The 25759-nt window shown below is 60.5% G+C and carries 20 protein-coding genes and 3 pseudogenes; 15 read left to right on the top strand and 8 right to left on the bottom strand.

Going from position 1 to position 25759, the window contains the following annotated elements:
• Nucleotides 1-41: 41 nt before the first annotated feature.
• Entirely contained in the window at nt 42-944 is a 903-nt protein-coding gene (locus tag VSR68_RS32005) for a TauD/TfdA family dioxygenase (protein WP_342943621.1), read from the top strand.
• A gap of 132 nt (nt 945-1076) precedes the next feature.
• On the opposite strand, the gene VSR68_RS32000 is transcribed toward VSR68_RS32005, so the two are convergent.
• Nucleotides 1077-2018 (bottom strand): hypothetical protein, encoded by a 942-nt coding sequence (locus tag VSR68_RS32000; RefSeq protein WP_342943620.1) that lies wholly within the window; start codon nt 2016-2018, stop codon nt 1077-1079.
• A gap of 275 nt (nt 2019-2293) precedes the next feature.
• On the opposite strand from VSR68_RS32000, the gene VSR68_RS31995 reads away from it, so the two are divergent.
• From VSR68_RS31995 to VSR68_RS31975, 5 genes and pseudogenes are all read left to right on the top strand, one after another.
• Complete coding sequence (locus tag VSR68_RS31995; RefSeq protein WP_342943619.1) at nt 2294-6235, top strand: AAA family ATPase; 3942 nt, start codon at nt 2294-2296, stop codon at nt 6233-6235.
• Nucleotides 6236-6319: 84 nt separating this feature from the next.
• Nucleotides 6320-6703, top strand: a pseudogene (locus VSR68_RS31990) (alpha/beta fold hydrolase); the annotation flags it as partial.
• A 392-nt stretch (nt 6704-7095) separates the two neighbouring features.
• A complete protein-coding gene (locus VSR68_RS31985) occupies nt 7096-7689 on the top strand; it encodes a cytochrome b/b6 domain-containing protein (RefSeq protein ID WP_342943618.1) in 594 nt (197 codons plus the stop codon).
• Between the two features lie 3 nt (nt 7690-7692).
• Nucleotides 7693-8484: a molybdopterin-dependent oxidoreductase gene (locus tag VSR68_RS31980; RefSeq protein ID WP_342943617.1), complete on the top strand. Its 792-nt coding sequence runs from the start codon at nt 7693-7695 to the stop codon at nt 8482-8484.
• An 80-nt stretch (nt 8485-8564) separates the two neighbouring features.
• Entirely contained in the window at nt 8565-9179 is a 615-nt protein-coding gene (locus VSR68_RS31975) for a hypothetical protein (RefSeq protein WP_342943616.1), read from the top strand.
• A 165-nt stretch (nt 9180-9344) separates the two neighbouring features.
• On the opposite strand, the gene VSR68_RS31970 is transcribed toward VSR68_RS31975, so the two are convergent.
• Entirely contained in the window at nt 9345-9884 is a 540-nt protein-coding gene (locus VSR68_RS31970; RefSeq protein WP_342943615.1) for a class I SAM-dependent methyltransferase, read from the bottom strand.
• 150 nt (nt 9885-10034) lie between these two features.
• On the opposite strand from VSR68_RS31970, the pseudogene VSR68_RS31965 reads away from it, so the two are divergent.
• Nucleotides 10035-10684 (top strand): annotated as a pseudogene (locus VSR68_RS31965) (IS6 family transposase); the annotation flags it as partial.
• Nucleotides 10685-10801: 117 nt separating this feature from the next.
• Here VSR68_RS31965 and VSR68_RS31960 read toward each other — a convergent pair.
• Nucleotides 10802-11758, bottom strand: a complete 957-nt coding sequence (locus VSR68_RS31960) for an AraC family transcriptional regulator (RefSeq protein ID WP_342943614.1) — start codon at nt 11756-11758, stop codon at nt 10802-10804.
• 114 nt (nt 11759-11872) lie between these two features.
• Here VSR68_RS31960 and VSR68_RS31955 point away from each other — a divergent pair, with 114 nt between their 5' ends.
• Both VSR68_RS31955 and VSR68_RS31950 read left to right on the top strand, forming a co-directional pair.
• Nucleotides 11873-12412, top strand: a complete 540-nt coding sequence (locus VSR68_RS31955; RefSeq protein WP_342943613.1) for a carboxymuconolactone decarboxylase family protein — start codon at nt 11873-11875, stop codon at nt 12410-12412.
• Nucleotides 12413-12511: 99 nt separating this feature from the next.
• Complete coding sequence (locus VSR68_RS31950) at nt 12512-13030, top strand: DUF417 family protein (protein ID WP_342943612.1); 519 nt, start codon at nt 12512-12514, stop codon at nt 13028-13030.
• Nucleotides 13031-13068: 38 nt separating this feature from the next.
• On the opposite strand, the gene VSR68_RS31945 is transcribed toward VSR68_RS31950, so the two are convergent.
• Together VSR68_RS31945 and VSR68_RS31940 are read right to left on the bottom strand one after the other, a co-directional pair.
• Nucleotides 13069-13818 (bottom strand): glucose 1-dehydrogenase, encoded by a 750-nt coding sequence (locus VSR68_RS31945; RefSeq protein ID WP_342943611.1) that lies wholly within the window; start codon nt 13816-13818, stop codon nt 13069-13071.
• A gap of 105 nt (nt 13819-13923) precedes the next feature.
• Complete coding sequence (locus VSR68_RS31940; protein ID WP_342943610.1) at nt 13924-15039, bottom strand: alkene reductase; 1116 nt, start codon at nt 15037-15039, stop codon at nt 13924-13926.
• Between the two features lie 345 nt (nt 15040-15384).
• On the opposite strand from VSR68_RS31940, the gene VSR68_RS31935 reads away from it, so the two are divergent.
• Together VSR68_RS31935 and VSR68_RS31930 are read left to right on the top strand one after the other, a co-directional pair.
• Nucleotides 15385-16221, top strand: a complete 837-nt coding sequence (locus VSR68_RS31935; RefSeq protein ID WP_342943609.1) for a hypothetical protein — start codon at nt 15385-15387, stop codon at nt 16219-16221.
• 63 nt (nt 16222-16284) lie between these two features.
• Nucleotides 16285-17202: a LysR family transcriptional regulator gene (locus VSR68_RS31930; RefSeq protein WP_342943608.1), complete on the top strand. Its 918-nt coding sequence runs from the start codon at nt 16285-16287 to the stop codon at nt 17200-17202.
• A gap of 67 nt (nt 17203-17269) precedes the next feature.
• Here VSR68_RS31930 and VSR68_RS31925 read toward each other — a convergent pair whose 3' ends face one another.
• The 3 genes and pseudogenes from VSR68_RS31925 to VSR68_RS31915 form a co-directional block, all read right to left on the bottom strand.
• The gene (locus VSR68_RS31925) at nt 17270-17986 is read right to left on the bottom strand and encodes an SDR family oxidoreductase (RefSeq protein ID WP_342943607.1); all 717 of its coding nucleotides are present in this window, start codon (nt 17984-17986) and stop codon (nt 17270-17272) included.
• Between the two features lie 60 nt (nt 17987-18046).
• Nucleotides 18047-18715: a peroxiredoxin-like family protein gene (locus tag VSR68_RS31920; protein ID WP_342943606.1), complete on the bottom strand. Its 669-nt coding sequence runs from the start codon at nt 18713-18715 to the stop codon at nt 18047-18049.
• Nucleotides 18716-19326: 611 nt separating this feature from the next.
• Nucleotides 19327-19609, bottom strand: a pseudogene (locus VSR68_RS31915) (dioxygenase); the annotation flags it as partial.
• Nucleotides 19610-20899: 1290 nt separating this feature from the next.
• On the opposite strand from VSR68_RS31915, the gene VSR68_RS31905 reads away from it, so the two are divergent.
• The 4 genes from VSR68_RS31905 to VSR68_RS31890 all read left to right on the top strand — a co-directional run bounded on the left by VSR68_RS31905 (nt 20900) and on the right by VSR68_RS31890 (nt 25741).
• Nucleotides 20900-22096 carry a transporter substrate-binding domain-containing protein gene (locus VSR68_RS31905; protein ID WP_342943605.1) on the top strand — a complete coding sequence of 399 codons (1197 nt, stop codon included), beginning with the start codon at nt 20900-20902 and terminating at the stop codon, nt 22094-22096.
• A 44-nt stretch (nt 22097-22140) separates the two neighbouring features.
• Nucleotides 22141-22698: an ANTAR domain-containing response regulator gene (locus VSR68_RS31900; RefSeq protein ID WP_342943604.1), complete on the top strand. Its 558-nt coding sequence runs from the start codon at nt 22141-22143 to the stop codon at nt 22696-22698.
• Nucleotides 22699-22865: 167 nt separating this feature from the next.
• Entirely contained in the window at nt 22866-24287 is a 1422-nt protein-coding gene (locus VSR68_RS31895) for a hypothetical protein (protein ID WP_342943603.1), read from the top strand.
• Complete coding sequence (locus VSR68_RS31890) at nt 24284-25741, top strand: C69 family dipeptidase (protein ID WP_342943602.1); 1458 nt, start codon at nt 24284-24286, stop codon at nt 25739-25741. The genes VSR68_RS31895 and VSR68_RS31890 overlap by 4 nt, the downstream gene beginning before the upstream one ends.
• Nucleotides 25742-25759 lie beyond the last annotated feature (18 nt).

The following is a 25759-nucleotide window of genomic DNA, read 5'->3' as shown; positions in this document are numbered from 1 at the left end:
CGCATGCGCGGCATCGAGTGTTATCGAGGAGACGGGAGACCATGAATCAGCCCATCGCGTTTGCGTCGGCGCCGCTCGGCCATCATCTGATGGGAGTCGATATCGCGGCCGGCGTGTCCGACGCGCAATTCGCGGCAATCGACGCCGCCTTCAACCGATACGGCGTGATCGTGCTGCGCAATCAGCGGCTCACGCCGGAGCAGCACATCGCGTTCGGCCGGCGTTTCGGGCCGACCGAGCGCTATGGCATCGCGTCGTATCTGCTGCCGGGTCATCCGGAAATTTTCGTCGTGTCGAACATCATCGAAGACGGCAAGCCGATCGGCATGGCCGACGCGGGACGCGCGTGGCACAGCGACATGTGCTACGTGACGAATCCGCCGCGCTGCTCACTGCTCTACGCGCTCGAAGTGCCGCGAGAGTCGAACGGCGAGCCGCTCGGCGATACGTGTTTCGCGAGCACGCAGGCCGCTTACGATGCGTTGCCGTATGACATGAAGCAGCGCATCGAGGGCCTGAAGGTGCGTAACAGCTATGCGGCGAGCGTCGAGCGCAAGGCCAGGCTGAAGCGCGATCGCGGCGGCGAGTTCTCGCAGGAAGAGCGCCAGAAAGTGCACGAGAAGTTTCCCGACGTGCTGCACCCGCTCGTGCGCACGCATCCCGTGACGGGACGCAAGTGTCTCTATGTGAGCGAGGGATTGTCGGCGGCGATCGATGGACTGGAACGCAGCGAATCGGATGAGCTGATCGCCGAACTGCTCGCGCACATGATGAAGCCCGAGTTCGTCTATCGGCATCGCTGGTGCGAAGGAGACCTGGTGATGTGGGACAACTGCTCGTCGATTCACATCGCGATCAGCGATTTCTCGCCCGAACAGCGCCGCCGCATGCATCGCACGACGATTCTCAACGAGTCGTCGGCGGTGCCGGGCGTGTTCGCGTAAGCGGATGAAACGCGAAAGAATGCCGTTCAGTCAAGCGACTGAACGGCATTCGTGGGGTGGCGCACATGCTCCGTTTGCCCGACCTTCGTGCCGATTTCTTTGCACCGGCAGCGGCCCGTTTTTGCGCGCGCGCTAGCTCATGATCGGCGTCATCGCCGTTTCGATCCGCGACGCCTGGTTGCGGGTAATCATGCTGCCGAGCGCATGACTGAAGCGCGGCTCCTGCACACCTGAAACGATGTATTGCCACCGATACGCACCGAGCAGACCTGCATGCACGGACTCTTTTTCGGCCATCGTCAGAGGCCGTCCGCAGATCGTCGCAAAGTAGTCGGCATCCGCGCGAGCCTGCGTTTGCAGCATGCCGTCGACGGCAGCGACCAGTTCGATCAGATCGTCGACGGCCTGATCGCGCTCTTCGGGCGAAAGCCGCGCGTCTTCACGTTGCCATTCGAGTTCGTCGAGGATCGCATGCTGCGATTCCTCGCGCCAATGGTAGAGAAAGACGTCTCTCCACAGCTCGGATGCGTTCGAGTCGCCGTCGATGCTGCCGCGATAGTGCGCGAGCACGAAGAGCTCGATGTGACAGGTCAGCGCGAGCACGGCCCAGGTGGATTTCGAAAGGACGAACGACGCCACGCTGTTGGCTTCCGGCAAGAACGCGTAGCCGGCGGGCATGCCTTCGGCGCACATGCGTTCGATGCGGCGAAACAGTTCCTGATGCTTGATTTCCTCGTCGCTGAACCGGACGAGCGCTTCGAGGGCGCTCTGGTCGCCAAGGCGGTACGGGCCGCTCATCTCCAGTACCTTGGCCGCAATGAAGCGTTCGACGAGGCCGAACATGTTTGCATACGTGCGGCCCTGAACCTGGCTGAGCATGCGTTGTTCGTCGGGGCCGAGGAAGGCGAGGGAATCGACCTTCGACAGCGCGTCCGGCAGGAATTTCTTCGAGAAATCGAAAGATCGGCCGCGAATCACGTCGCGGTCGATGTCCCAGCGGACGCGTTTCGATGCAGCGATACATTTTGCGTAGCGGTTGGCGTCGATCTGGTTCACATCGGTGGTGATTTCCATTGAAACATCTCCTTCAATTGCGATTCATCGATACACACCGTGCCGATGCCGCAGGGATGTCCCCTTCGAACGTGCCGGCCACCTTGGCCGGGCCGCATCGCCACGATCCAACTATCGTTGGCGGACGTCATCGATCCGTGAACAGCGCGCGGGACCGCGTGAAATCGCCGTAAAAAAATCGAATGAAAATAGCGGCCCGGCCTGTGTGAAGTCCGGTGAATATCGCGCGCCGCGAAGTAAACTGTTTGTAGGCAGCGCTTCATCTCTCGCACGATATGACCCGGCTCACGATCGAAGTCCTTGGAGGCTTGCACATCCGCCTTGCCGGGGAGCGCCTGCCGCTGGACTTTCCGACGAAGAAGAGCAAGGCGATCCTGGCCTACCTCGCCTTGTCGCCGGGCATGCTGCGTTCGCGCGAGCAGCTGGCAAGCGTGTTCTGGGAACGCAGCGCCGAAGAGCAGGCGAGAGCGAGCTTGCGGCAGACGCTGTCGAGCCTGCGCCGGATGCTGTCGCACGCCTCGCCGCTGTTGAAGACGGAGCCGGACGCGATATGGCTCGACGCCCATCTTGTCGACGTCGACGCGTTGCAGTTCACGCACTTCTCGGGCGAGCGGTCTGCCGAGTCGCTGGCAAAGGCTGTCGCGCTCTATCGAGGCGCGCTGCTCGATGGCTTTGGTCTGCGTGAAGAACCGTTCGAGCAGTGGATGACCGTCGAGCGCCGCTGGTTTCATGAGCGCGCGGTGGACGTGTTCGCCGAACTCGTCAGCCTTTACGAGCAATCCGGCGCGTCCAGTCACGCGATAGCGGCGGCGAGCAGAATTCTGGCATTGGACCCATTGCTGGAATGGGCGCATGCGGCGCTCATGCGGCTGTATGCGAGAGCGGGGCGCCGGGATGCTGCCATGCGTCAATATCAGGAATGCGTCCGCGTGCTCAATGCCGAACTCGGCATGGTTCCCACGGAAGGGACGCAACGCCTCGCGGCCGACATCCAGCAGGATGGGTACAGCGTGCCCGCCGCGTCAGGTGGCGTTGCTGTCGTGCAGGCCGAGCAGCCACGCGCGGCGTCGCACGGCTTGCGTGAAGCCGTCGACGCGGCGATATCGCCGGCCGAGCGCAAACCGTTGAGCGTGCTCTGCACGCGCGTGCGCGAGCCGATCGGCGACATGGACCCCGAACTCGCGCTGGAGCGGGTCGACGCCGTGCTGAAGACGATGGTCGAGGCCGTCCACCGGTTCGGCGGCCTCACGACGCAGCTTCGAAGCGATGGCGTGACGGCGCTGTTCGGGGCGCCCGTCTCGCAGGAGGACCACGCGGTGCGCGCGTGCTATGCCGCGCTCGCGATGCGCGACGCGATGCCGACCGTCGTCGGGCGGCCTCTGGACGTGCGGATCGGTATCCATTCCGGCGATGCCGTCGTGCGGACGATCGGCAGCGAACGGGCGCAGCACTACGATGCGCTGGGCGCCGTGCCGCAACTGGCGAACCTGATCGATTCCGTCCTGCGCGTCGACGAGATCGGCGTGAGCGCCGACACCGCGCGGTGCGCCGAAGGATTCATCGAACTCGCGGATCATCGGGCGCGAGTGCTGCCAGGCACGGCGCCCTCCGTCGAGATCTTCATACTGCGCGCGAGGTCCGGGCTGCGGCTTCGTTGGGACGCTCGCGCGGCACGCGGTCTTTCGCGGTTCGTCGGACGCGATGCGGAAATGGCCAGTTTGCAGGGGCTGCTCGGCCGTGCCGCGCGTGGCGCAGGGCAGGTGTGCGCGATCGTCGGGGAAGCCGGGGTGGGCAAGTCGCGTCTGGTGCACGAGTTCGTCAGCGCTGCACGCGCATCCGGATGGACGACACTCGAAACGGGTACGAGCTCGCACGACAATAGCGCGATCTATCTTCCCGTCGCCGAGTTGCTGCGGACGTGGTTCGGCATCGGCGAGCGCGACACGCTGGCCAAAGCGGCTGACAGGCTGCGCCAGGGCATCGGGGCCGTCGACCCGGAACTCGCGGTGATGCGTCCCGCGCTGGCGGCGCTGCTGGACTTGCCGCACGATGATCCGCAGTGGGAGATCGCGAGTCCGCCGCAAAAGCGCAAGCGCACGCTCGAAGCCGTCGCTTCTCTCGTGATCCGTACAAGCGAGAACCATCCGCTGGTCGTCGTCGTCGAGGATCTGCACTGGAGCGACGATGGCACGCAAGCCGTGCTCGATCATGTCGTCGATTGCATCGGCGCCGCGCGCGTGTTGCTGCTCGTCACGCATCGGCCGGAATACGGGCACACGTGGTTCGGCAAGAGCTATTTCTCGCAGCTTCATCTGGACAGTCTTGCCGCCGAAAGCGCGGACCTGCTGCTGCGCTCGCTGCTCGGAGACGACGCTGGCGTATTGGCGCTACGCAGACGGCTGATCGAGCGCACGGGCCGCACGCCGCTCTTCCTCGAAGAGTCGGTCCGCGCGCTGGTCGATGCCGGTGCGCTGGTGGGTCAGACGGGCGCCTACCAGATGGTTCGGACCATCGACACATTCGAGATTCCATCGACCGTGCACGCCGTCCTGGCATCGCGGATCGATCGACTGTCCGCGCAGCAAAAGGCTCTGCTGCAGATGGCGGCCGTGATCGGGCAGGAGTTCGCGGTCGATCTTCTGCAGCCGGTGGCCCAGCTCGAAAGCGAACGGCTGCACGACCTGCTGGGCGAGTTGCAGGCGGCGGAATTGCTCTATCAGACGCGCCTGCTGCCGCATCAGCAGTACACGTTCAAGCATGCGCTGACGCATCGCGTCGCTTATGCAAGCGTGCTCAAGGAACGGCGGCGATCGGTGCACGTGCAACTCGTGGAGGTGATCGAACGGCTTCACGCGCAACGTCTCGACGAGCACGTCGAGCGCCTCGCGCATCACGCGCTTGCGGGCGAGCTGTGGGAGAAGGCTGTCGACTACCTGTACCGCTCGGCGTGCAAGGCGCTGCAGCGATCCGCGTATCAGCAGACGGTCGAGTACCTGAACCGGGGACTCGACATCATCCGGACGTTGCCTCGCACGCCGGCGCTGCTCAGGCATGAACTCGACTATCAAAAGGTCCTGGGCGTGACGATGATGGCGGCGAAGGGCTGGGCGGCCAAAGAAGTGCTCGACGCGTATACGCAGGCCCGTTTGCTATGCGAGGAGCTGGGTGACGAGAGCGAGTTGTTCACCGTATTGCGAGGCGAAGGACAGTACCGGATGATCCGTGGCGAGTCGGAAATCGCCCGCGAACTCGGCAACCGCTGCGCCGCGCTGACGGCGGACTCGCACGACCATTCGATGCTTATCGAAACGCATCATCTGTTCTGGACGAACAGCTTTTTCATGGGGGAATACGCGGCGGCCGGGTTCCATTGCGCAAAGGGGATCGCACTGTACGAGCGCGAGCGGGATCATGCGCTGACCTTCAAGTACTCCGGGCATGATCCGGGTGTGTGCTGCCGGTGCTTCACCGCGCTCGTGCAGTGCCTGCGGGGCTATCCGGACAAGTCGCTGTCGATTTCCGACGAGACGCTTGCGCTCGCAAACGAACTCGATCATCCGCTGACGACGGCTCTCGCGTACTGGACGCGCAGCTTCGCGCATATGCTGCGCGGTGAGCCGGAACTGGCGCGTCAGTGGGCGGCACGGGAGATCGCCGTATGTGAGGAATACGCGTTGCCCTTGCTCTTGTCACAGGGGACGTTTCAACTGGGCTGGGCGTTGGCGCAATCCGGCGATCTCGACGAAGGCATCGAACGGATGCGAGAGGGCATTGCGGCAATCAGCGCAACAGGCGCGGAAATGGGCTTGCCGTACTTCAACGCGCTGCTCGGCGAAGCGCTTGGCCGAGCCGGCAAAGGGGAGGCGGGGCTCGTCGAGATCGACCGGGCGCTCGCGGCTGTCGATGAGCATGGCGGGCGTTTTCAGCTCTCCGAGATGCTGCGGCTCAAAGGCGAATTGCTCGCGGCCCAGCGGACTGCGCGCTGCGAAGAAGGGCTCGCGTTCATTCGCGAAGCGGTCATGGTTGCACAACGGCAGGGCGCGTGCTTTCCGGGTCTTCGCGCGGCGATCAGCCTTGCGCGCCGCCTGGCATCGACGGGCGACTTCGATCATGCCTGTGCCGTGCTGCAACCCGCCTGTGAAGCGATCAGTGAGGGAAACGGACTGACCGATGTGCGCGTGGCGCGCGCGCTGCTCGCTGAATTCAAGAGCCGGTAGCAGAGGCGATCGCGTGCATGGAAGCGATAAGCGATGCGCGTCCGAATGAACGCGCGAACACGTGAACGCTCGATTCGAACTGCGGTTATGCGTCGCGAGCGCATCTATCTCGACCGTTTCTGGAACGAATTCTCCGCCGATCCCGCGAGGTTCGATGAGGAGGCAAGGGTTCACTACGCCGAACTCTACGCGTTGCCTGGCGCCATGCGCGCCGGCTTTGCGCAATTCGCGGCCTTCGATCAGGATGCGGACGACAACCGCGCGTGGCTCGCCACGGGCGCACGGCTGCGGATGCCCGTGCTGGCGGTCGGCGGCGAGAAGTCCTTCGGCACCACCATGGCGGTGGTGATGCGGTCCGCTGCAGACGACGTGCGAGAGAGCGTCATACGGGACTCAGGCCATTGGGTGATGGAGGAAAGCCCACAAGCGACGATCGCCCTGGTCCGCGGCTTTCTCGCGGATGGCTGAACCTATGGCGGCAATCCGGGCTTTGGACCGGTTTTGACAATTGTCGGGGCGACCTTTAGCGAGCGATGCGGACGAGTCGCGCGTGCCGCTCCATGAAATTCGTCGGTTGCCCTTCGGTCCGCGCAAGGTGATCGCGCTGCGAACGAGCAGCGCCACCCGGCTACCGACAGCTTACCGACAACTGTCCTTGGCCCGTCGATCACGACAATTCGCGGCAGTGCCGCCGGCGTAAGTCAGTTGCAAGAAAAAAATCTTAAACAGCGACGGAATAACCGCTCATCGATTGCGTTAGCAGGTTGAGTCGCACTGTACGTCTCGCGAATCCGCGCGCCCTGCTGTTGCGGGTCGTGTCGCGCAGCGCTCCGATAAACGCCATCAAACCTGGAGTGGTCTTGAGTCACAACACGGTTCAACCGGGGTGGGTGCGTATCACGCACTGGATCAATGCTTTGGCTGTCGTGCTCATGGTCATGAGCGGCTGGCAGATTTACAACGCATCGCCGATCTTTCCCATCGTTCAATTTGCTCCTTCTATTACGCTAGGCGGCTGGTTAGGGGGAGCCTTGCAGTGGCACTTCGCCGTGATGTGGCTGCTGGTCGCGAATTTCATCGTGTATCTGGCGGCGAACCTCATGTCGGGACGCTTTCGTCGCAAGCTGCTGCCGCTCGGTTTCACACAGCTCGTTGCGGATCTGCGCGCAGTGCTGCGCGGGCGCCTGAAGCACGACGATCTCGCGCATTACAACGCAATTCAAAAGCTTGCCTATCTCGTCGTGATCGCCGATATCGTGCTGATCGTGTTGTCGGGACTCGCGGTGTGGAAGTCGGTGCAGTTTCCGCTGCTGCGCGCGCTGATGGGCGGATACGACAATGCACGCGTTGTTCATTTCGGCTGTATGAGCGTGCTGGTGGCGTTCTTCGTCGTGCATCTCGTGATGGTCGTGCTGGTGCCGCGCTCGCTGTTGCTGATGATCCGGGGGCGCTGAATCATGACGATCCGGAAGCGAACTCCAAAGGCAGGCTCTTTTCTCGCGACACACGGCGAGTCGATCATCCGCGACGCGCAGCGCGAACTCAAATCGCCGGCGCGACGCCTGTTCGGTCAACGCTTGCTGACGTTGGGCGGCATTGCGTTGCTGTCGGGCTGTGATCTGAGCAACGACAAGTCGGTCGATGTCGCGCTGCGTCGCATATCGTTTTTCAACGATGACGTGCAGGCGCTGCTGTTCGATCCGAACAAGCTCGCGCCCACGTATCCGGAGTCGATGATCACGCGGCCATTTCCGTTCAACGCGTTCTACGACATCGACGAGGTGCCGGAAGTCGATGCCGCGACGTACCGTTTGCAGCTAAGCGGCCTCGTGCATGGCAAGCGTACGTGGACACTCGACGAACTGCGCGTGCTGCCGCAGGAAAGCCAGATCACGCGGCATATTTGCATCGAGGGATGGAGCGCGATCGGTCGCTGGGGCGGTGTGCGCTTCTCCGATTTCCTTCGTCGCGTGGGCGCGGATACGAGCGCGAAGTACGTGTCGCTACGTTGCGCGGACAACTACTGGACCAGCATCGACATGCCGACGGCGCTGCACGCGCAGACGCTGCTTACGCTCACCTACGATGGCGACGTTCTGCCTCCGAAGTACGGCTTCCCGATGAAGCTGCGCATGCCGACCAAGCTCGGCTACACGAACCCGAAGCACATCGTCGCGATCGAAATCACAAACCGGTACCCGGGCGGCTACTGGGAGAACCAGGGCTACAACTGGTTCGGCGGCTCGTGATGCATCGATGTTTTCAACCTGATGTTTTCAGCACGACGTTTCATCCTTTACACATCTGAACCAACCAGTTGGGAGCTTCCATGTCTTTTAGCATCAAACTCGGAACCGTCCTTTTGACAGCCACGCTTGCATCGGCCGCGTTCGCGCAGACGCCCGCGACGAAGCCGGCGCGCATCCGTGGGGAAATCGTGTCGCTCGACGGCGATACGCTCAAGGTCCATCGGCGCAGCGGCGACACGGTGTCGATCGAAGTCAAGCCGGCAGTCGCTGTCTCAGCCGTCAAGCCGATGCAGTTGTCCGATATCAAGCCGGGCACGTTCATCGGCACGGCCGCAACGACGGGGACGGATGGAAAGTTGACCGCGACGGAAGTCGTGGTGTTCCCCGAGTCCGCGCGCGGCACAGGCGAAGGACATTACGCGTGGGATCTTGGGCCGAACAGCTCGATGACGAACGCGAACGTCGATACCGTCGTGCAAGGCACGAGCGGGCGTGATCTGAAGCTGTCGTACAAGGGCGGTAATAACGTGGTCACAGTGCCGCCCAACGTGCCCATCGTCACGTTTACGCCTGCCGCGCATACCGACCTCGCGCCCGGAAAGAAAGTATTCGTTGTGGCCACACCCGCATCGCAGGGAACGTATGTGGCACAGCGCGTCGTCGTAGAGAAGGACGGGGTTGCGCCGCCGATGTAAGGCGTGCCGGAAGACGGACGTCGTCTTGCGCGGCCGATAGCGGCGTCGCGCGCATTCGCGCCGTATTCGGCGACCGCATTGCGCGCGATGGCCGGGATCTTGCCGGCGACGCCTTGCGAAGGGCAGGCATGTGACGGAGTTCGGCCAGCATCATGCTGGCGGGGCTTAACCTTGCCGGAGTTCCCAAACGCCGGCTGGCGGCGCGTTGCGCCAGATGACACGCCGCCAGCGCCAGGTGAGACTCGTCGGGACATCAAATGGCGTTCTAGGCTGATAGGTGAACTGCACGAGGCTGCGCGCGACATTCTGCATGAGAAACTTCGCGAGAATCATAGTCGTCGGGCGAATAACCTCCTTCGGCAGCGAGCGAAACGGCAGCGCCGAGACGATCAGGGCGCGCTCCGGCAACGAATCCAGAATGTGCGCCTGTTCGTGAAAGGAGCCAGCGACAACTTCAATGCCGGGATGTCGCGCGGCAAGCTTGCCAGCCAGTGCAGGGTCCAGTTCGAAGGCTATCAGCCTTGCCGAAGGGTTGCGCTCGATGAGCGCATCGGTAATGACGCCCGTGCCGGCGCCAAGTTCAATAATCGTATCAAACTGGTCGGCCGGCTGCGCCATTGCGCGCGCCAGGTACGGGGAAGATGGCGCGATCGCGCCCACGGTGGCGGGATTTTTCAGCCAGTGTTTGATGAAGTGGATGTTCACGAGGTTAGAGACTACACGTCTATGCAGGATAGGGCAGGGGTAGTGTCCAGATCTGGACACTACGGCGCGGTCGCAATCTTCGTGCCTGATATGTCGGATTAGATGAGATGGCACTGTCACGTTGCCGAGATGGTCGAGTAAGATCGCGTGATGAAAAACGCAAAATCGCTGTACCACGGCCATCGCTTTCCGGCATCGGTGATCAGTTGCGCGGTGCGTTGGTATTTCAGGTTTCAGCTCAGCCTGCGCGATATCGAAGAACTGTTGTTCGAGCGCGGGGTTATCGTCAGTTACGAAACGATCCGATGCTGGTGCGATAAATTCGGCGCGCGCTTCGCACACGGTGTGAAAGCGACGCATCGCAAGCCCGGCACCACATGGCACCTTGACGAAGTATTTGTGGCGTTACGCGGCGAGTCTTATCTGTTGTGACGCGCCGTCGATCAACACGGTGCCGAACTCGATATCCTGCTACAGAAGCGTCGCGGCAAGGCCGCCGCGAAGCGGTTTTTCAAGCGTGTGCTTGCCTCGCGCTCTGAGGTTCCGCGCAAGATCGTGACCGATCAACTGCGCAGTTATCCGGCAGCGAAGGCCGGGATTCCCGCACTGGCTCACGTCAAGCACGTTTTCGTCAAAGCCAGCGCGCGGATCAATAACCGGGCTGAAAACAGTCATCAGCCGACGCGTGAACGTGAGCGACGCATGCGGGGCTTTCGCGATCCTGAACGCACGCAGGTTTCTTATCATGCTTCGGGCCAATCCGTCAGCACTTCGCGCTCAAGCGACACCTGCTACGTGCCTAGATAACGCGCTTGCCCTGCCGGTTAAGTAACGCGTGCCTCAGCGGACCATTCTCGACTTGACGACGCACGACTGCCATTGACCGTGTTGCGGCCGATCCGGCTCGCCGTGCCTCTTCAGGCAACCTGACGTGCGTTGCGTCGCCATTCGCCAGGCGTGTTACCCGTTCGTTGTGTGAAGATCCTGCGAAACGCAGCGATGGATTGATACCCGACGAGTTCAGCCACGGCTTCCGTGCCGAGCGAGGGATTCCTGAGTGCGTTAGCTGCAATGCTCATTCTGATGTCCGCCAGCAGATCAGTGGCAGAACGCCCGAGCACCGTTTCGAAGTGCCGCATGAACGTAGTGCGCGACATGTTGCAAAGTTGCGCGAGCATCGGCAACGTCCACTGTTTCGCCGGCTCTTGCAACATGGCCGACATGGCCGGAAAGAGACGCGGATGGCCGGCCAATGCGAGCAGGCCCGTAGGTGCCTGCGAGGACTCGCTTGCAACGCGCAGCGTTAATGTGAATAGCGCTGACGAAAGCGCATTCAGCATCGCGAATCCGCCAAGCTTCGATTCCTGAGATTCGAGCCTCATCAGATGAACGAGGCTTGTCAACTGGTCAATAGCGGAGGCGGTGTTGGCATAGGCGCCTGATTCTTTCGAGCGTACGAGCAGTGTTCGAGGAAGATATTGGCCGATGATGCGATCGTGGGGCGCTTCGACAATGAAGCGTCCGCAAAGCATATCGAGCTGTTCGCCCGAACCGGAATTCTCGCTGATCACAAAGTTTGCCGTCTCTCTGACATGCGCTGGCGACGGCGCCGCCCCGCTGCCGTCGTGCAGCACGTGTGCCGAGCCATGTGGCAACAAGACGATATCGCCGGGGCCGAGTTGCTGCGAGGACAGCTCGCCGTGACTTTCGAGTGTCGCGGTGCCACTTAAAACGACGTGAAAGGGAATCTCGCGTTCCGCAGATTGCCCGTATGAGATGCGCCACGGCGCACCATACGCGCAGCGAATTTCGAGTTCGCCCGTCACGGTGATGATCCCGAGCAACTGGCTAAGCCAATCCATGTTTTCGCGCATTTACGGCCTGATCGGTACTTTTGAGCATGCTATTAACCTTTTCGAGTCTCTACAAGATCATCTCGTGAACCTAAAGTGACGACTCCACTTCAACCTTTTACGAGGAGTCTCACGATGAGCCGCATCTCCATTCCCGATACCAGGTCCGCAACGGGCGCTACCGCCGAAGTCTACGCACAGGTCAAAAAAGTCGCGGGCGGAACCGTCCCCAATCTGTTTGCCGCGCTCGGCCATCTCGCGCCTGCGTCCTTGTCCGCCGTCCTCAATGCCGAAGGCGCGCTGGCCGCGAGCAGTCTCAGCAAGCAGGATCTGGAAACGATCAAGCTGCTGGTCAGCGAGCTGACGGGCTGCGACTACTGCGTCGCTGCTCACGTGATGCTCGGGAAGATGGCCGGTCTCAGCGCGGACACGATCAACCGCATCCGGGCGGGCGAGCCGACGGGCGATACGAAGCGCGATGCCCTCGTCGCCTTCGTTCGCAAGCTGCAATTCACGAGCGGCACGCTTTCGCGGGCCGACTTCGACGCAATCCGCGCAGCGCAATACACGGAGACGCAGTTGGCGGACATCTCGCTGGCGATCGCGCTGACCATCTTCACCAACACGTTTAACCGTATCAACGACACCACCGTCGATTTTCCGCCGGTGAAGTAACGCGCGAGCCGGGGCGGGCTTGACCGCTCGCCCCGATACGCCAATCGAGATGAAAACGCGACGCGGTCCGATCCCGTCGCGATAACAGAGGAGCGAACTATGTCCATGCGATTCCGGGTGGCCGAACGCGGCACGAACAATCATCATCTGGCTCTCCTTCGATGGTCGATGGTGGCGATTTTCATATGGTTCGGCATTCAGAAATTTACGCCGTACGCCGCTGACTCAATTGCGCCGCTGATTTCGCACAGCCCGTTCATCAGCTGGTTGCATGTGTTCGGCGTGATCGGCGAAGCGAGAATCATCGGGACGATCGAACTGCTCACCGCGGCGATACTGACTGCGGGATCGGTGGTTCCCATCGCGTCGGCGATAGGGGCCGCAATGGCGGCGTTGACGTTTGTGCTGACGACGTCGTTCGTCTTCAGCACGCCAGGCATTACGCTGACAAGTGCGACTGGCTTTCCGATCGTATCGACGCTCGTCGAGCAGTTCTTGCTCAAGGACGTCGCCTTGCTGGCAGCCTGTTTGACGTTGCTTGTCGCGTCGGTCCGGCGGCACCCTGCTGTTGATGAAAATGTTGCGACGTCGATGGCGTGGCGAGATAGCGAGCGATGACACTTCGCTTGCAACGCGAGCGCGGATTCAAAGATCGTTCAGACCTGTGCGAGGCCACCGTCGACGAACAGATCGATACCCGCGACGAAGCTGCTGTCCTCGGATGCGAGAAACAGCACGGCGGACGCGATTTCCTCAGGGCGGCCGATGCGTCCCAATGGCGTTGCGGCGGCGAACCTGGTGCGCAGCTCGTCTGCTTGCGCTGCGGTGGTGACCTGGCTGTCGATGATCGGCGTGTCGATGGCGCCCGGACTGATTGCATTGACGCGAATGCCACGGTCCTTGAGTTCGACGGTCCATGTCCGCGCGAGCGAGCGAACGGCCGCCTTCGCCGCGCTATAGGTGTCATGCGCTTGCAGGCCTTTGACGCCCGCGATCGAACTGGTCAGGATGATGGTGCCTGTGTCGGCCATCAGCGGCAACGCCTTCTGCACGGTGAAAATGAGTCCGCGCACGTTGACGTTGAACGTCGCGTCATAGTGCCCGGGCGTGATCTCATCGAGCGTCCGGTGCTCGATCGAACCAGAATTGGCAAAAAGAACGTCGATGCTGCCGCGTTCCCGCCTGACAACGGAATACAGGCGATCGAGGTCTTCGAGCTTCGTCACATCCGCTTGCACGGCCGATACATTGCGGCCGATCTGCTGCACGGCCTTGTCGAGTTCAGCTTGCCGCCTGCCGACGATGAATACATACGCGCCTTCGTCGACGAATCGTTGTGCAGTGGCAAGGCCGATGCCGCTGCTGCCGCCCGTGATGACGGCTGTTCTGTCTGCAAGTCGATTCATGATGTTGTCCTTCGTTTCTCGAATTCCATGCCACTTCGCGCTTCGTTGAAGCTGGCCCGAAACGGGTGTTCCGTCCGTTTCGGCCTCTACGTCGTAGAAGTTCGACTAGGCAGCGTCGATCTGCGGATGGAAGGCGTAGTCGGTATAGCCGTGCGCATCGCCTCCATAGAACGTCGAGCGGTCGTAGTGAGCGAGTGGCTTGCCCGTGCGCAGACGCTCTGGCAAATCGGGGTTAGAGATGAACATGCGCCCGAACGCAACGAGGTCCGCATTGCCGTCGACGATGATCTGTTCGGCGCTTTCCCCCGTAAAGCCGCCCGCGACGATGAGCGTGCCTTTGTAGATGCGACGCATATCTTTCGACGTAACGTCGGATTCACTCGTTTCCTGCTCGACAATCCCGCGAATGCGCGGCTCGATCACGTGCAGATACGCGAGGTCATAGCTGTTCAGCCTCTCGGCCACATAGCCGAAAGTGGCATGCGGGTCGCTGTCGGACATCGTGCCGTACGTGCCGCTGGGCGAGAGGCGGAGGGCGACGCGACCGGGACCCCACACCGCGACGACCGTGTCGAGCGTATCGAACAGAAACCGCGCACGGTTTTCGATCGAACCGCCGTATGCGTCGGTGCGGTGGTTCGTGCCATCCAGCAGGAATTGCTCGAAGAGATAGCCATTTGCGCCATGAAGTTCGACACCGTCGAAGCCAGCTTCTTTCGCGAGCACGGCACTGCGACGGAACTGTTCGACGATGCGCGGAATTTCGGCAAGTTCGAGCGCGCGTGGCACGACGAGTTCGGCTTCTGAGATGTTGCCGCTCTCGTCGCGAATGGCCGCATGTTCGAGCGAGCGCAAGGCCGACGGCGCCACGGGAGTGGTTCCGCCCGTGTTGACGGGATGTGCCTGGCGTCCCGCGTGCCACATCTGCAGGAAGATTCGCGCGTCCTTCGCGTGCACGGCATCGATCACGCGTTTCCAGCCCTTGACCTGAGCATCGGTGTAGATGCCGGGCGCGTCGACGTACGCGATGCCAAGCGACGACACGGCCGTCGCATCGGTAATCAGCAGGCCGCCTTTGGACGCGCGTTGCGAGTAGTACTCGATCATGAGATCACCGGGGACGTTGCCTTCCTCGGTGCGCATCCGGGTGAGCGGCGCGAGCACGACACGGTGATCGAGTTCGAAGGGGCCGACGTTGGTGCGGCTAAACAGCTTGTTCATTCGTTCATCCTCGGGTTGAGCGTTGAAGATGGGCGAATCATGGTTGCAAGAATGTGCAGGCAGAAGGGGGCTGGCGGCGATAAGTGTCATTCCACACGGGCATGCCGCATGCCCCGGCGGCCTCAGCCGTACATGGGGCGAACTCGATCGACGTGCCCGAACCGCCATGCTCGCGCGGAATGGCACTTATGCCGGCGATCTGCTATGGGGAGTTCACGCTTGCGGGCATGATCGCGCCATCGGTCGTCGAATGGGGCACGCGTATTTCGCAATCGAACGCAACGCATATGGTGCGTGATGCGTGATGCGTGACGTTCGACGATCAAATGGAACGGGAACGGCGACATGAAGATACTGGTGACGAGCGCGTCCGGCGCAAACGGAAACGGGTATGGCCAGGTACTGGCCTTCTCGATGGATGGGATTGCGCTGGGCGCCTTCAGCGACGACCCTCGGATCACTGATCCGCGCGGGCTGCGAGTGAGTGCGGACGGTCAATTGCTGTATGTCAACAGCGGCGACGACCGCGTTCTCGCGCTCGACTCGCAGGGCGAAGTTCAATTCGACAGCTGCCATATCCCGGGCCTGAACGCCGGCGGCGGCAACCTCGGCCCGGACGGACGCTATTACGTCGGGTTGCGCTCCCAGCGAACCATCGCCGCGTTTCCATCCGATCTCGACGGCGCAGGGGCGCCGATATTGACACCTGGCGTCGTGCCGTTTCCGCGCGGATTCGCGTTTGCCGGCGGCGGATCTCTGTTTGTCGCGTCGGGTGTCGGGCTGGATGGGTGGGGCGCAAATGCAATCCTGCAATTGACGCCGAGCGGCATGCTGATCAACGACCGGTTTGCGATCGACGACGCAATGAGTCCGCTGGATCTCGCTATCGCGCCAGAGGGCAATGTACTGGTGTCCAGCGAGTTTCCGTTCGGCTCGCCGGCAGCCGCTGCATCTGTTAGAGAATACGACGGACGCAGCGGGATGTTGGTACGTGTATTCTCTGCGCCATCCGACGTGCCGTTTCGCCGCCCGCGCGGATTGCGGTTCGGGCCCGACGGCCATCTCTATTGCACTGCCCAGGATGGCGTGGTCGCATTCGACTACAAATGCGGGCGCTGCCTGGGTGTGGTCGTCGATTGTCCGCGGCTGAACGGACAGGCGATCGAATTCTTCGGTGACTGAACCTTCGTGTGCATAGCCGCTACCGTGAAATAACGACCTCGACGAGAAGGGGAGAAGCGCAGTATGGATCGATTGGCTGCAATGGAAATCTTCATCAGCGTTGCCGAGGCGGGTTCGTTCTCGGCCGCGGCGAAGCGTATGAACGTCGGCCAGCCCGCCATTTCCAAATCCGTTGCGCAACTCGAAGAGCGGCTGGGTGCGCGGCTCATCCTGCGTTCGACGCGCGGTCTGACGATGACGGACGCTGGCCAGCGGTTCTACGAGCATGCGAAGCTTGCGATCAGGGAGGCCGACGAGGCCGAACAGGTCGTCCGCCACGCATCCGATAGCCTGTCGGGCAAGCTGCGCGTGAGCGCGGCCGTGACGTTCGCGTGTCTTCACGTGCTGCCTTCACTGAACACGTTCCTCGGGCGGCATCCGAAGCTGGAAATCGACCTTGTGCTCGATGATCGCAACATCGATCTTCTGGAGGAGGGAATGGATGTCGCGTTGCGGATGGGCTTGCTAGCGGATTCCGCAATGACGGCGCGGCGCATTGGACGAAGCCCGCGGCTCGTCGTCGGCACACCCGACTATTTCGCGCGGTCAGGCATGCCGATGACGCCCGCCGACCTTAGCCATCATCAGGCGATCGTTTATTCGCAGCGTGGCGGCGGCGAGACATGGACGTTCACCCAGGACGGCAGCAACGTTGATGTGACCGTCTCCGGACGCGTCCGCGTGAGCGCAGCCGAAGGCATGCGAAAAGCGGTGCTCGGCGGAATGGGGCTTGCCGTCGCGTCGCACTGGATGTTTTCTCCCGAGCTTGCGTCGGGCGAGGCGCAGGCCGTGTTGACCGACTGGACCTTGCCACCCGTCGACCTGTGGGCGGTCTTTCCTTCGGGACGTCTGGTGACGGCGAGGGCTCGGGCATTCGTTGCATTCGTCGAGGAGGCGCTGGCTCAATCTGCCAGCGGGCAACCCGGCACGTCGAGCGCTTGAGCGCTAACGCTCGCGTCGTTTTCGGCCCGCTGCGGCGTTGCTTCACTCGGGCCGAAGCGGTCGTCGATCAAAACGGGGCTTTGCCGATGGACGCGCCTCCGTCCACGTACAGCGTCTGACCTGTGATGAAGCCTGCATCTTCCGAGAGCAGGAACGAGATCGCTGCCGCGATTTCGTCGGGCTGCCCAAAGCGTCCCATGGGGACTGCGGCGAGGTAGCGTCGTTCGCCCTCGCTGCCCGGCGCGTTGTTAGCGCGAAACAGTTCCGTTTCGGTCGGGCCCGGCGCTACGGCGTTCACCGTAATGCCACTATCGGCGAGTTCCAGCGCCCACGATCGCGCGAAGCTCACGAGCGCGGCCTTCGCGGCTGCGTAGGCGGTTCGCTGAACGATGCCAAGGACGGTCAGGCTAGAGACATTGACAACCCGTCCCCAGCGACGTTCGCGCATACCGGGCAGCAGCGCCTGGACGGTCTGCACGGCCGGGTGGAGATTGAGCGACAAGACATCGTCAAGGTCGTCAAGACTGACGTTGCCGATGTACTGAGGGCGGACGAGGCCGACGTTGTTGACGACGCCGTCTATCGCATGCCGGCGACTCAGATCCTCGAGCGCGGCCGCGGTCGCTTCGCGATCTGCGAGGTTCACCCGCACGAGTTCGCCGGGGAAGTCGACGTGCTCGCGTGCGAGACCGATCACCTGATGGCCGGTTCGCGAGAGACGCTCGGAGAGCGCTCGCCCGATACCCTTGGTTGCGCCCGTGATGAGGAAGGTGCGTGCAGCCATGTTGATTCTCCGAAAGTCACAGAAGGCCGCGCCGCGCCAGGCGGCACGGCGGGCGACGCGTCAGATGTCGCGTGTCTTTTCGAGGACCGGGAGCATTTCCGACGGATCGGGACGATGCGTGTAATCGGGGTTGACTTCAGCGTACAGCACGACACCATTCTGGCCGATGACGTATCGTGCGGGCATCGGCAGCGTCCAGCTCGGGTCGCCGTTAAACGCCGGCAGATCGTTCTTGAGGTTTTTGTACAACTGGATCAGATAGTCGGGCAAATTGAAGCGCAGGCCAAACGCCGCTGCCGTGTCGTTCCCGACGTCGCTCAGCACCGGAAAGCCCAGTTCATTCGTGCGCACAGACTTGCGGCTGTTGACGGCCGTCTGCGGCGAAATGGCGACGACGCTCGCGCCGAGCGCCGTGATTTGCGGCAGGACTTCGTTGATGGCCTGGAGTTCAAGATTACAGTACGGACACCAGACGCCGCGGTAGAACGTGACGATGAGCGGTCCCTTCGCAAGCAGTTCTTCCGACGACACTTCGTTGCCGTCCTGATCGTTGAGGCGGAACTGCGGCGCGCGGTCTCCTGCCTGGATGGCGCGGGCTGCCTGTCCGCTCGCGATCAGTTCGGCCGTGGCGCGTTCCATGATCGGATGGATTTCGGGCGGCGCGTTGTATGGCGGCTTGCCCGCCTTGAAATCGGCCTTGAATGCGTCGAGCCTGTTCTGGAGCGACATGATGAGTCTCCCGTTAGTTACTCAGGGGTGTATCGGTTAAGGTCGGCGAGCCGTGGGCTCGTCTTGGGTCTCATCATCGGAGAACGAACGTCGGGCCGGTAGGTAGCTTGGGCGAATAACACCCATTCTTCGAAGGCATGGACGCATGAGACGCTGTCAATGTCGAAAGCGTGATCCACCGTCATATCAGCGTTTCGCGAAAAGCCTCAGACATCGAGCACCGTCGAGGCGGGGAGACGCCTCCAGACGGCATGCTGTTCGTTTGCATTCGGCAGCCGGTGGTCATGTATGAACGACTGGTCTTGAGGAATTCGAATAGACGTAACCGATCCTGACTTCGTAGCGCGTACCGAGCGTCAGATCCGCACCCCAACCATACCGGAAACGATGACCGCCGCTCACAGCGATGGGGTTTTAGCGCAGGGGCGCCCAGGATTCCGGCAATCATAGCCGCCGGAGTTGGAGATGAAAATCACGATTCGCGTTGAGATGACCACCGATTGGGATGAAACAGATACGTTCGAAATCTGTCACCTCGAACGCCTTCTCCGGTTCGAGTTGGCGATAGGGACGCCTTCGGCCATTGACAGCCCGACCGCAAGCGGTACCGCTGCCTTGTTGCCAGCGTCCATGCGTTTGTCGAAAAACTTCTCCAGTCCGACGCCGGCCGCGAGCAACGCCGCTTCTCCGTCCTGGCCGAGCTTATTGCAATAGTTGACGCCAATCCAGACTTCATCGGGTGTCACGTCGAGATCATCGATTGCCTTGAACAGGTCGCTCAGCAATCGGTGGAAAATCTGCTTGAGACGGGCGTTACCCACTATTGTCATCGAGGTTGGCGGCGGGCTTCAGCAGTTCCTGCACATCCTTCGTATAGGAAACTTTAACGCTCACGGTTACTGTCTCCACTCAGTTTTCTGGGGAAAAAATCTCAGGGTGTGCTCGCCCTCAAAAGAGCCCATCGCTTTCAGGGACCAGCGCGGAACTGCACGACCTTCTGACGGACTTGCCGCATTTTCCGTACATGGAGATATCGGTGACGCGATTGTGCCGTCAACTGCTGTCCACATCGTAGATCCTGCAGTTGGGATATCCGCCCGCCAGGCGCCCGACGTGGTGTCACTTCCCGCGGCGCTGCGATCCCTTGCGAATACTCCTTCTCGCGCGCCTTGACTTCATCGGCGATACTGGCCGACACACTTCTATTGCTTTAAAAAGCATCGCGAATGTCCTCATCCTATCTTCGGCAGCTATCGATGTCCGAACGAACAACTGGGACCATCTGTCCGCCAAACCGCGGTCACTATTCGCAGCTTCACCGATTTAGTCACTGACTGCCCAGTGGCCAAGGTGTGGAAGAAGCTTGGTGATGACGCTCGATCCAGGCTCCCTATATCGTTGTCGCCTAGACAGACAAGCAGCATGACCGGTCGTATTGACGTTGCTCCTCCGTAATTGTCGTTGGGTAATCGCGTAGTTGACGCTCACCGCTACTGCGTAACGATGAGCCGTCGAAGTGCTTCTGCCACTGCACTGAATCGGAATCGATTTCCGCGAAAACACGTTCGTTTTCCACGATGATCAGCTTCTTGATCAATTTCTGTTTCGTTACTGCGTAACGACGGGCCACCCGGGCCAGTGCGAGAAGAGCGCGAACGTTCAGCGAAGTCGGCCCACAACCTGCCGATCTCGCCTGCTTCGAGCAGCACGTCGAGCTGTTCGGACAGTACGGCAATTACTGCTAGCCGTGATTACAGATGCTGCTAGCGGCGTAAATCCCGGATAGGCCCGCCAGGGGACGCTGAGAGCGATTATCTCGCCGAGTCGACGTTTCTAATCAACGCGAAAACTCTAATATCCGCCCCAATCGGGGGCATATGTCGAACCTGTTCCTTGGGCGGCGTAAGGATCGCACGCCAGTGTCCTCTGCATCCTTTGGTCCGCTCATCGAACGAGTTGGCGACACCCCAAAAATGATTGACAAAGCCAAATTTAGAGGCGTACATTGGCCTTAACTTGATCGAGTCTCACCGGTAGCGAATCAATGCAGGCTTAATTGTTCCGCTACTAAGCAACATCAACTTTCCGCTTGCTAATGCGAGCGGGCACGGCGACAGCGCCCATCAGACCTTCGAGGTCGGGTGGGCTTTTTTTTTGTGGCTATTGAACGGTGCACCTGCTCATATGGAACGCAAATCGTCCATACCGCTAGGAATTTTATGTTCCGTGTCCGGTACCTACGGCTCCATCGGTCGAACCATGCTCTCAGGAGCATTGCTGGCGGTGAATGAGATTGCGGAGGACCCGACATATGATTTTAGTTTCAGACCGCTGGCGAGGGATCCGGAAGGCAGTCTTGCGCGCTACTTCTCATTGTCCCAGGAACTCCTGATGGAGCACGCAGTGACGCATGTTGTTGGCTGTTATACGTCATCGAGCCGTAAGGAAGTTGTTCCCTTGTTTGAGCGTTCCAACGCGTTGCTCTGGTATCCCTCTCATTACGAGGGATTCGAATGTAGCGAGAATGTTATCTATGTCGGAGCGTCGCCGAACCAGCATCTCGCTCCGCTTTCCGACTATATGATGTCGACTCATGGCAAGCGTATCTATGCAATCGGCTCCGACTACGTGTGGTCGTGGGAGAGCAACCGCGTGATGCGCGAAATCGCCGAGTCGCGGGGTGGCCGTCTGCTCGCCGAGCGTTACGTGCCTGTTGGAGCGACCGACGTCAAGCGGATTGTCGAGGAGATTCGCGCACTCAAGCCCGATTTCGTATTTTCGTCACTTATTGGGGCATCGGTGCCTGCGCTGCTGCATGGCAACGTTGAGTCGCTATGTGAGGCTCACATTCCGCTTGCCGATGCGCCGCCTATCGCCAGTTGTAACCTGTGCGAGATGGGGCTGCAGGCGGTGAGAGCTGAAGCGCGCGTGGGCCATATCTGTTCGTCGGTCTATTTTCAAAGCATCGAGAGTGCCACGAATCGCGCTTTTGTCGAGAGGTATCGGTCACGTTATGGCTCTGCGTCGATTACTTCAGCGGATGGAGAAGCGTCGTATATTGCTGTGCATTTACTGGCACAGGCGATTCGCGCGGCCGGAACGTCCAACGTCAACCGTGTTCGCGAAATCGTGTCAACGTGTCGCCTCGACGCGCCGCAGGGCCCCGTTCGAATTGATCCAGAAAACCAGCACAGCTATCTCACCCCACGTCTCGGCCGTTCGATGAAGAATGGACAGTTTGAAATCATGTACACGGCCGATGGACCGGTCAAGCCGGATCCCTATCTTGTCTGGTTCGACGCCGCACCCGACGCGGACGGGAGCCGCGGAGAGAAAAGACTGCGCGCACTATCACCCGCATTAGCGGGGGCGGTGCGATGAAGGTTGCTCCGATTCCCGTGTTTCGAGGTCGCCGAGTACTCATCGTGCACAAGGATGACAGCAATCGCCGACTGCTGAGCACCCAGCTGGCGAGACTTGGCATGACAGTCGACTGCCGTGCCGCCGATGATTTGAGCCCATGGCCGCTTGCGGACCTCTGTTTTTTCGACGCGGACGCTGAAAAGCGCGACGCCTTTCCTTGGTACTCGGACCGGCCTGAGGTGCCGCTCATTGCAATGATCGGCACAGAAACACCGGAACGTATTCAGTGGAACCTCTCGCGCGGTGCCGTTGCGTTCCTGGTCAAGCCTGTTCGATCCAACGGAACGTACTTGGCCTTGATGCAGGCCGAACACAATTTCATGCAACGAAGTCGCAGTAGGGCAGAGCTGAACGAGATGTCCGAGCGCGTCAAGGCACGTCGTATTGTCTTCAAGGTTCTACTTTGCTTGATGAAAAGGGAAGATCTGAACGAAGATCAGGCATACGATCGGCTCCGTTCGTTGAGCATGCAGCAGCGAACGTCGATTGAAGCGCTCTGCGTCGCGATGATGTCTGGCATTCCGGACAGCATGTCCTCTGTGTCGGACAAGGTCTTGTGAAGGAAATCCAGGTTACTGTCGACGGTTGAGAACGCTGTATTCAACATACTCTTGTTGTTGAGCAGGATCGAGAGATAGGAAAGCAAAAAAGATTTATCGATGGTATTCATAGCTGTGATTTACTTAATTCGTACAACTATATAAACGGAAAATTTTGGAGGCGCTTGATGTCTTTGAAGAATATGTTTACTGGACCGGAGGCGTCCATTGATGACCAGATCGAAAGCTACTCTATCGATCGTGTACCTGCGGAGAAGCGTTGGCCCGTACCAGCGATTAGTCTCGTGCTGCTGGGCAACGCCACCGCGATGTTCTTTTTCTCGTTCGGAGCTCAACAGTATTTCATGGTTGGTTGGCAGACCATGCTCATACCGATCTCATATTTCTTTGGAGGCGCGTTGGTGATCGGCGCGCTGACAATGCGAATGGCGAGCCGAGAAGGGCTGTCACAGAGCCTTATTTCGCGGGGACTGGGGTTCGGAAGCAGGGGGGCCGCGCTCACATCTTTTATTTATGCAGTCAACTTCATTTTCTATTTCCTCTACGAAGGAACCATCGTCTCCCACGCGATTGCCTATCAGTTCGGTGTGGGGATCGATTCATGGGGAGGCGTCGCCATCTTTGCGGTGGTTGGTCTGTTGACCGTAGCGCTTGTCTGGCGCGGCATGTACGCCATGTCAATACTTCAGACGTGGGGATTTCCGATCTTCGTCGGCTTGTTGATATGGGCGGTGATGCAGATGGCAAGGCAACACAGCGGTGCTGGTGCGGCAGCGCACGCATTCGTCAATAGCGGAGGCCCAACCACTGCGAGTCTTGCGGCAGCCATGAGCTTCGCCAATGGACAGATGATTTTCCAGGGTTTGATGGCCACGGACTATGGCCGATTCGCCTCCAGGACGATCCGTTATCGTGGCACAGCGACCATCATGCTGCTGGAGTTAATCCCGATGTTTGTCGTGATCTTTTTGGGTGCGTACTTCGGCTCGGGCCTTGTTGGAACATTTGGCGAGCAGAAAGCGCAGGATCCTGGTTTCGTGTTTGTCCACCTCATGGGCGCACTGGGGGCGATATTCGTTGTTGTCACGCAGATCCGCATCAATGTGATGAATCTCTACGGCGGCTCGATAACGCTCGCCAGTGGCTTTGACGTCGCAGCACGGATCCGTCCTGGCCGGCCTTGGTGGATGTTCGCGATCTGGCTGTTCGGTGTGGTGTTCTACGCGGGTAACGTGATAAACCATCTTGGCACTTTTCTGGCTATTACTGGCGTACTGACGAACACGTGGGTGCTGATTTTACTCGCCGACTATTTTGTTTGTCGCAAGCTAATGAAGTTGGGTCGCGCTGAAAACATCGAGTTTCACGAAAGTGATGTACGTCCTTGGAATCCATGCGGTCTTATCTCGCTGGGGATGGCAGTGGCGGTCGGTGGGGCAGGCATTCTGGGTGCTTTTCCGATCACCTATGCATCGTTCGTCGCAATGATCGTCGGCCCCGTTATTCATGTCGTTCTCACCGCGGCTACGGGTGGTCGTTACTACACGCCTGTACAGCGTGAAATTCGCGCAACTGCGGGGCGTGTATGAGAAACCAGCCCTTCAGTTGCGACTCGTTTATCGTACTACCCGATGCCGCCGCGAACGGCCACCTGCTGTTCGGTAAGAACAGTGACCGACCGGCAGGAGAAGCCCAGCCTTTGCGTTTTCACGAGCGACGGCAGGCTGGCAGCGAACTGCGACTCGCTCACGTGACCGTCCCGGATGCGCCGGCGTTCCGGCACATCGGAGCGTCTCCCTTCTGGTGCTGGGGCTATGAGTTCGGTATCAACGAGCATCACGTGGTGATCGGTAACGAAGCACAGTTCACACGCCCGCTGGCTGACGCAATCGTTGAAGCGGGTGAGGAAAGCGGCGGTAACGGTATTATCGGCATGGAACTCGTACGCCTCGGCCTGGAGCGCGCGTCGACGGCCGAGGCAGCGGTCCGGTTAATAGCGGATCTGCTGGAGCGTTACGGCCAATGGGCCTCCGGCAAGTTCGGCCTAAGAGCATCTGACGGCGCGTACGACAACTCCTATCTGATAGCGGATCCGCGGGAAGCCTGGGTACTGGAGACAGCGGGGCGGCAATGGGTCGCGCGACGCATTACTTCAGGGGTATGCAGTATTAGCAACGAACCGTCAATCCGCGGTCACTATGACCTTAGCAGCGAAGGACTGGTTTCCAATGCAATCGCGCAGAACTGGATGGACGGAGCTACACCATTCGACTATGCGCGTGTATATGGTGATCCGAACGTGCCACTTCAGGTTTCCCGGATTCGCCAGCGCAGATCCGAGCAATTGCTGAGGAATGCGACTGCCGCTGGTGGCGTAAGCTGGCAAGTCGCATTCGGCGTATTGCGCGATCATCTCGAGGGCACCTTTCTGGACGGGCCACGTTTCAACGCTGCTCGTCCGGACTTCCACACGCTGTGCATGCATGAACACCCTTCCGGTTTTACCTGGGGCAACACGGCGGGCTCCATTGTGGCCGACCTCGGGGCCGACGCGGAAGACCTGGCTGTGGTCTGGTGGACGCCGCTGACACCTTGTACAGGTGCTTACATCCCGATATTTCTGGAGGCATCGTCGTTCCCGCGCACGCTGGAGCTTCCGGGCGCCATGCCTGTTGCGGATCCTGCCAGCTTCGGGCAGCCTGCGTTCGATCCTGCTTCATTCTGGTGGCGCAGCCAGAACCGGCTCGATGCCTCCAAAGGGGATTACCTGGGCTCATCTTTCAATGACCGTCAGCCGGAACTGCGAGGGTTTTTCCATGCCATGGAAATGCGCTGGATACACAAGGTGGAAGCCCTTCGTGAGCAATGGCGATCCTCGCGCGGTCTGAACCGGGAAGCGTTGCGCCAGCAGTTCGCGGCCCTGACTGTGATGGCTATCGAGGAAGTTGACGAGGCGACTCGCGTGTTCTTTTCGAAGTATGCTCCGGAGGCAGTCAATCGAAGCATCGATAACCGTTGGGGCGGGCTCAGTCCGGAGAAATAGCCTGTGCGAGGGGCTCTG

It is taken from the genome of Paraburkholderia phymatum, assembly GCF_038900715.1.
Classification (GTDB): Bacteria; Pseudomonadota; Gammaproteobacteria; order Burkholderiales; family Burkholderiaceae; genus Paraburkholderia; species Paraburkholderia phymatum_A.
The sequence above is the reverse complement of the archived record's forward strand: the minus strand, read 5'-3'. Positions and strand labels throughout refer to the sequence as shown.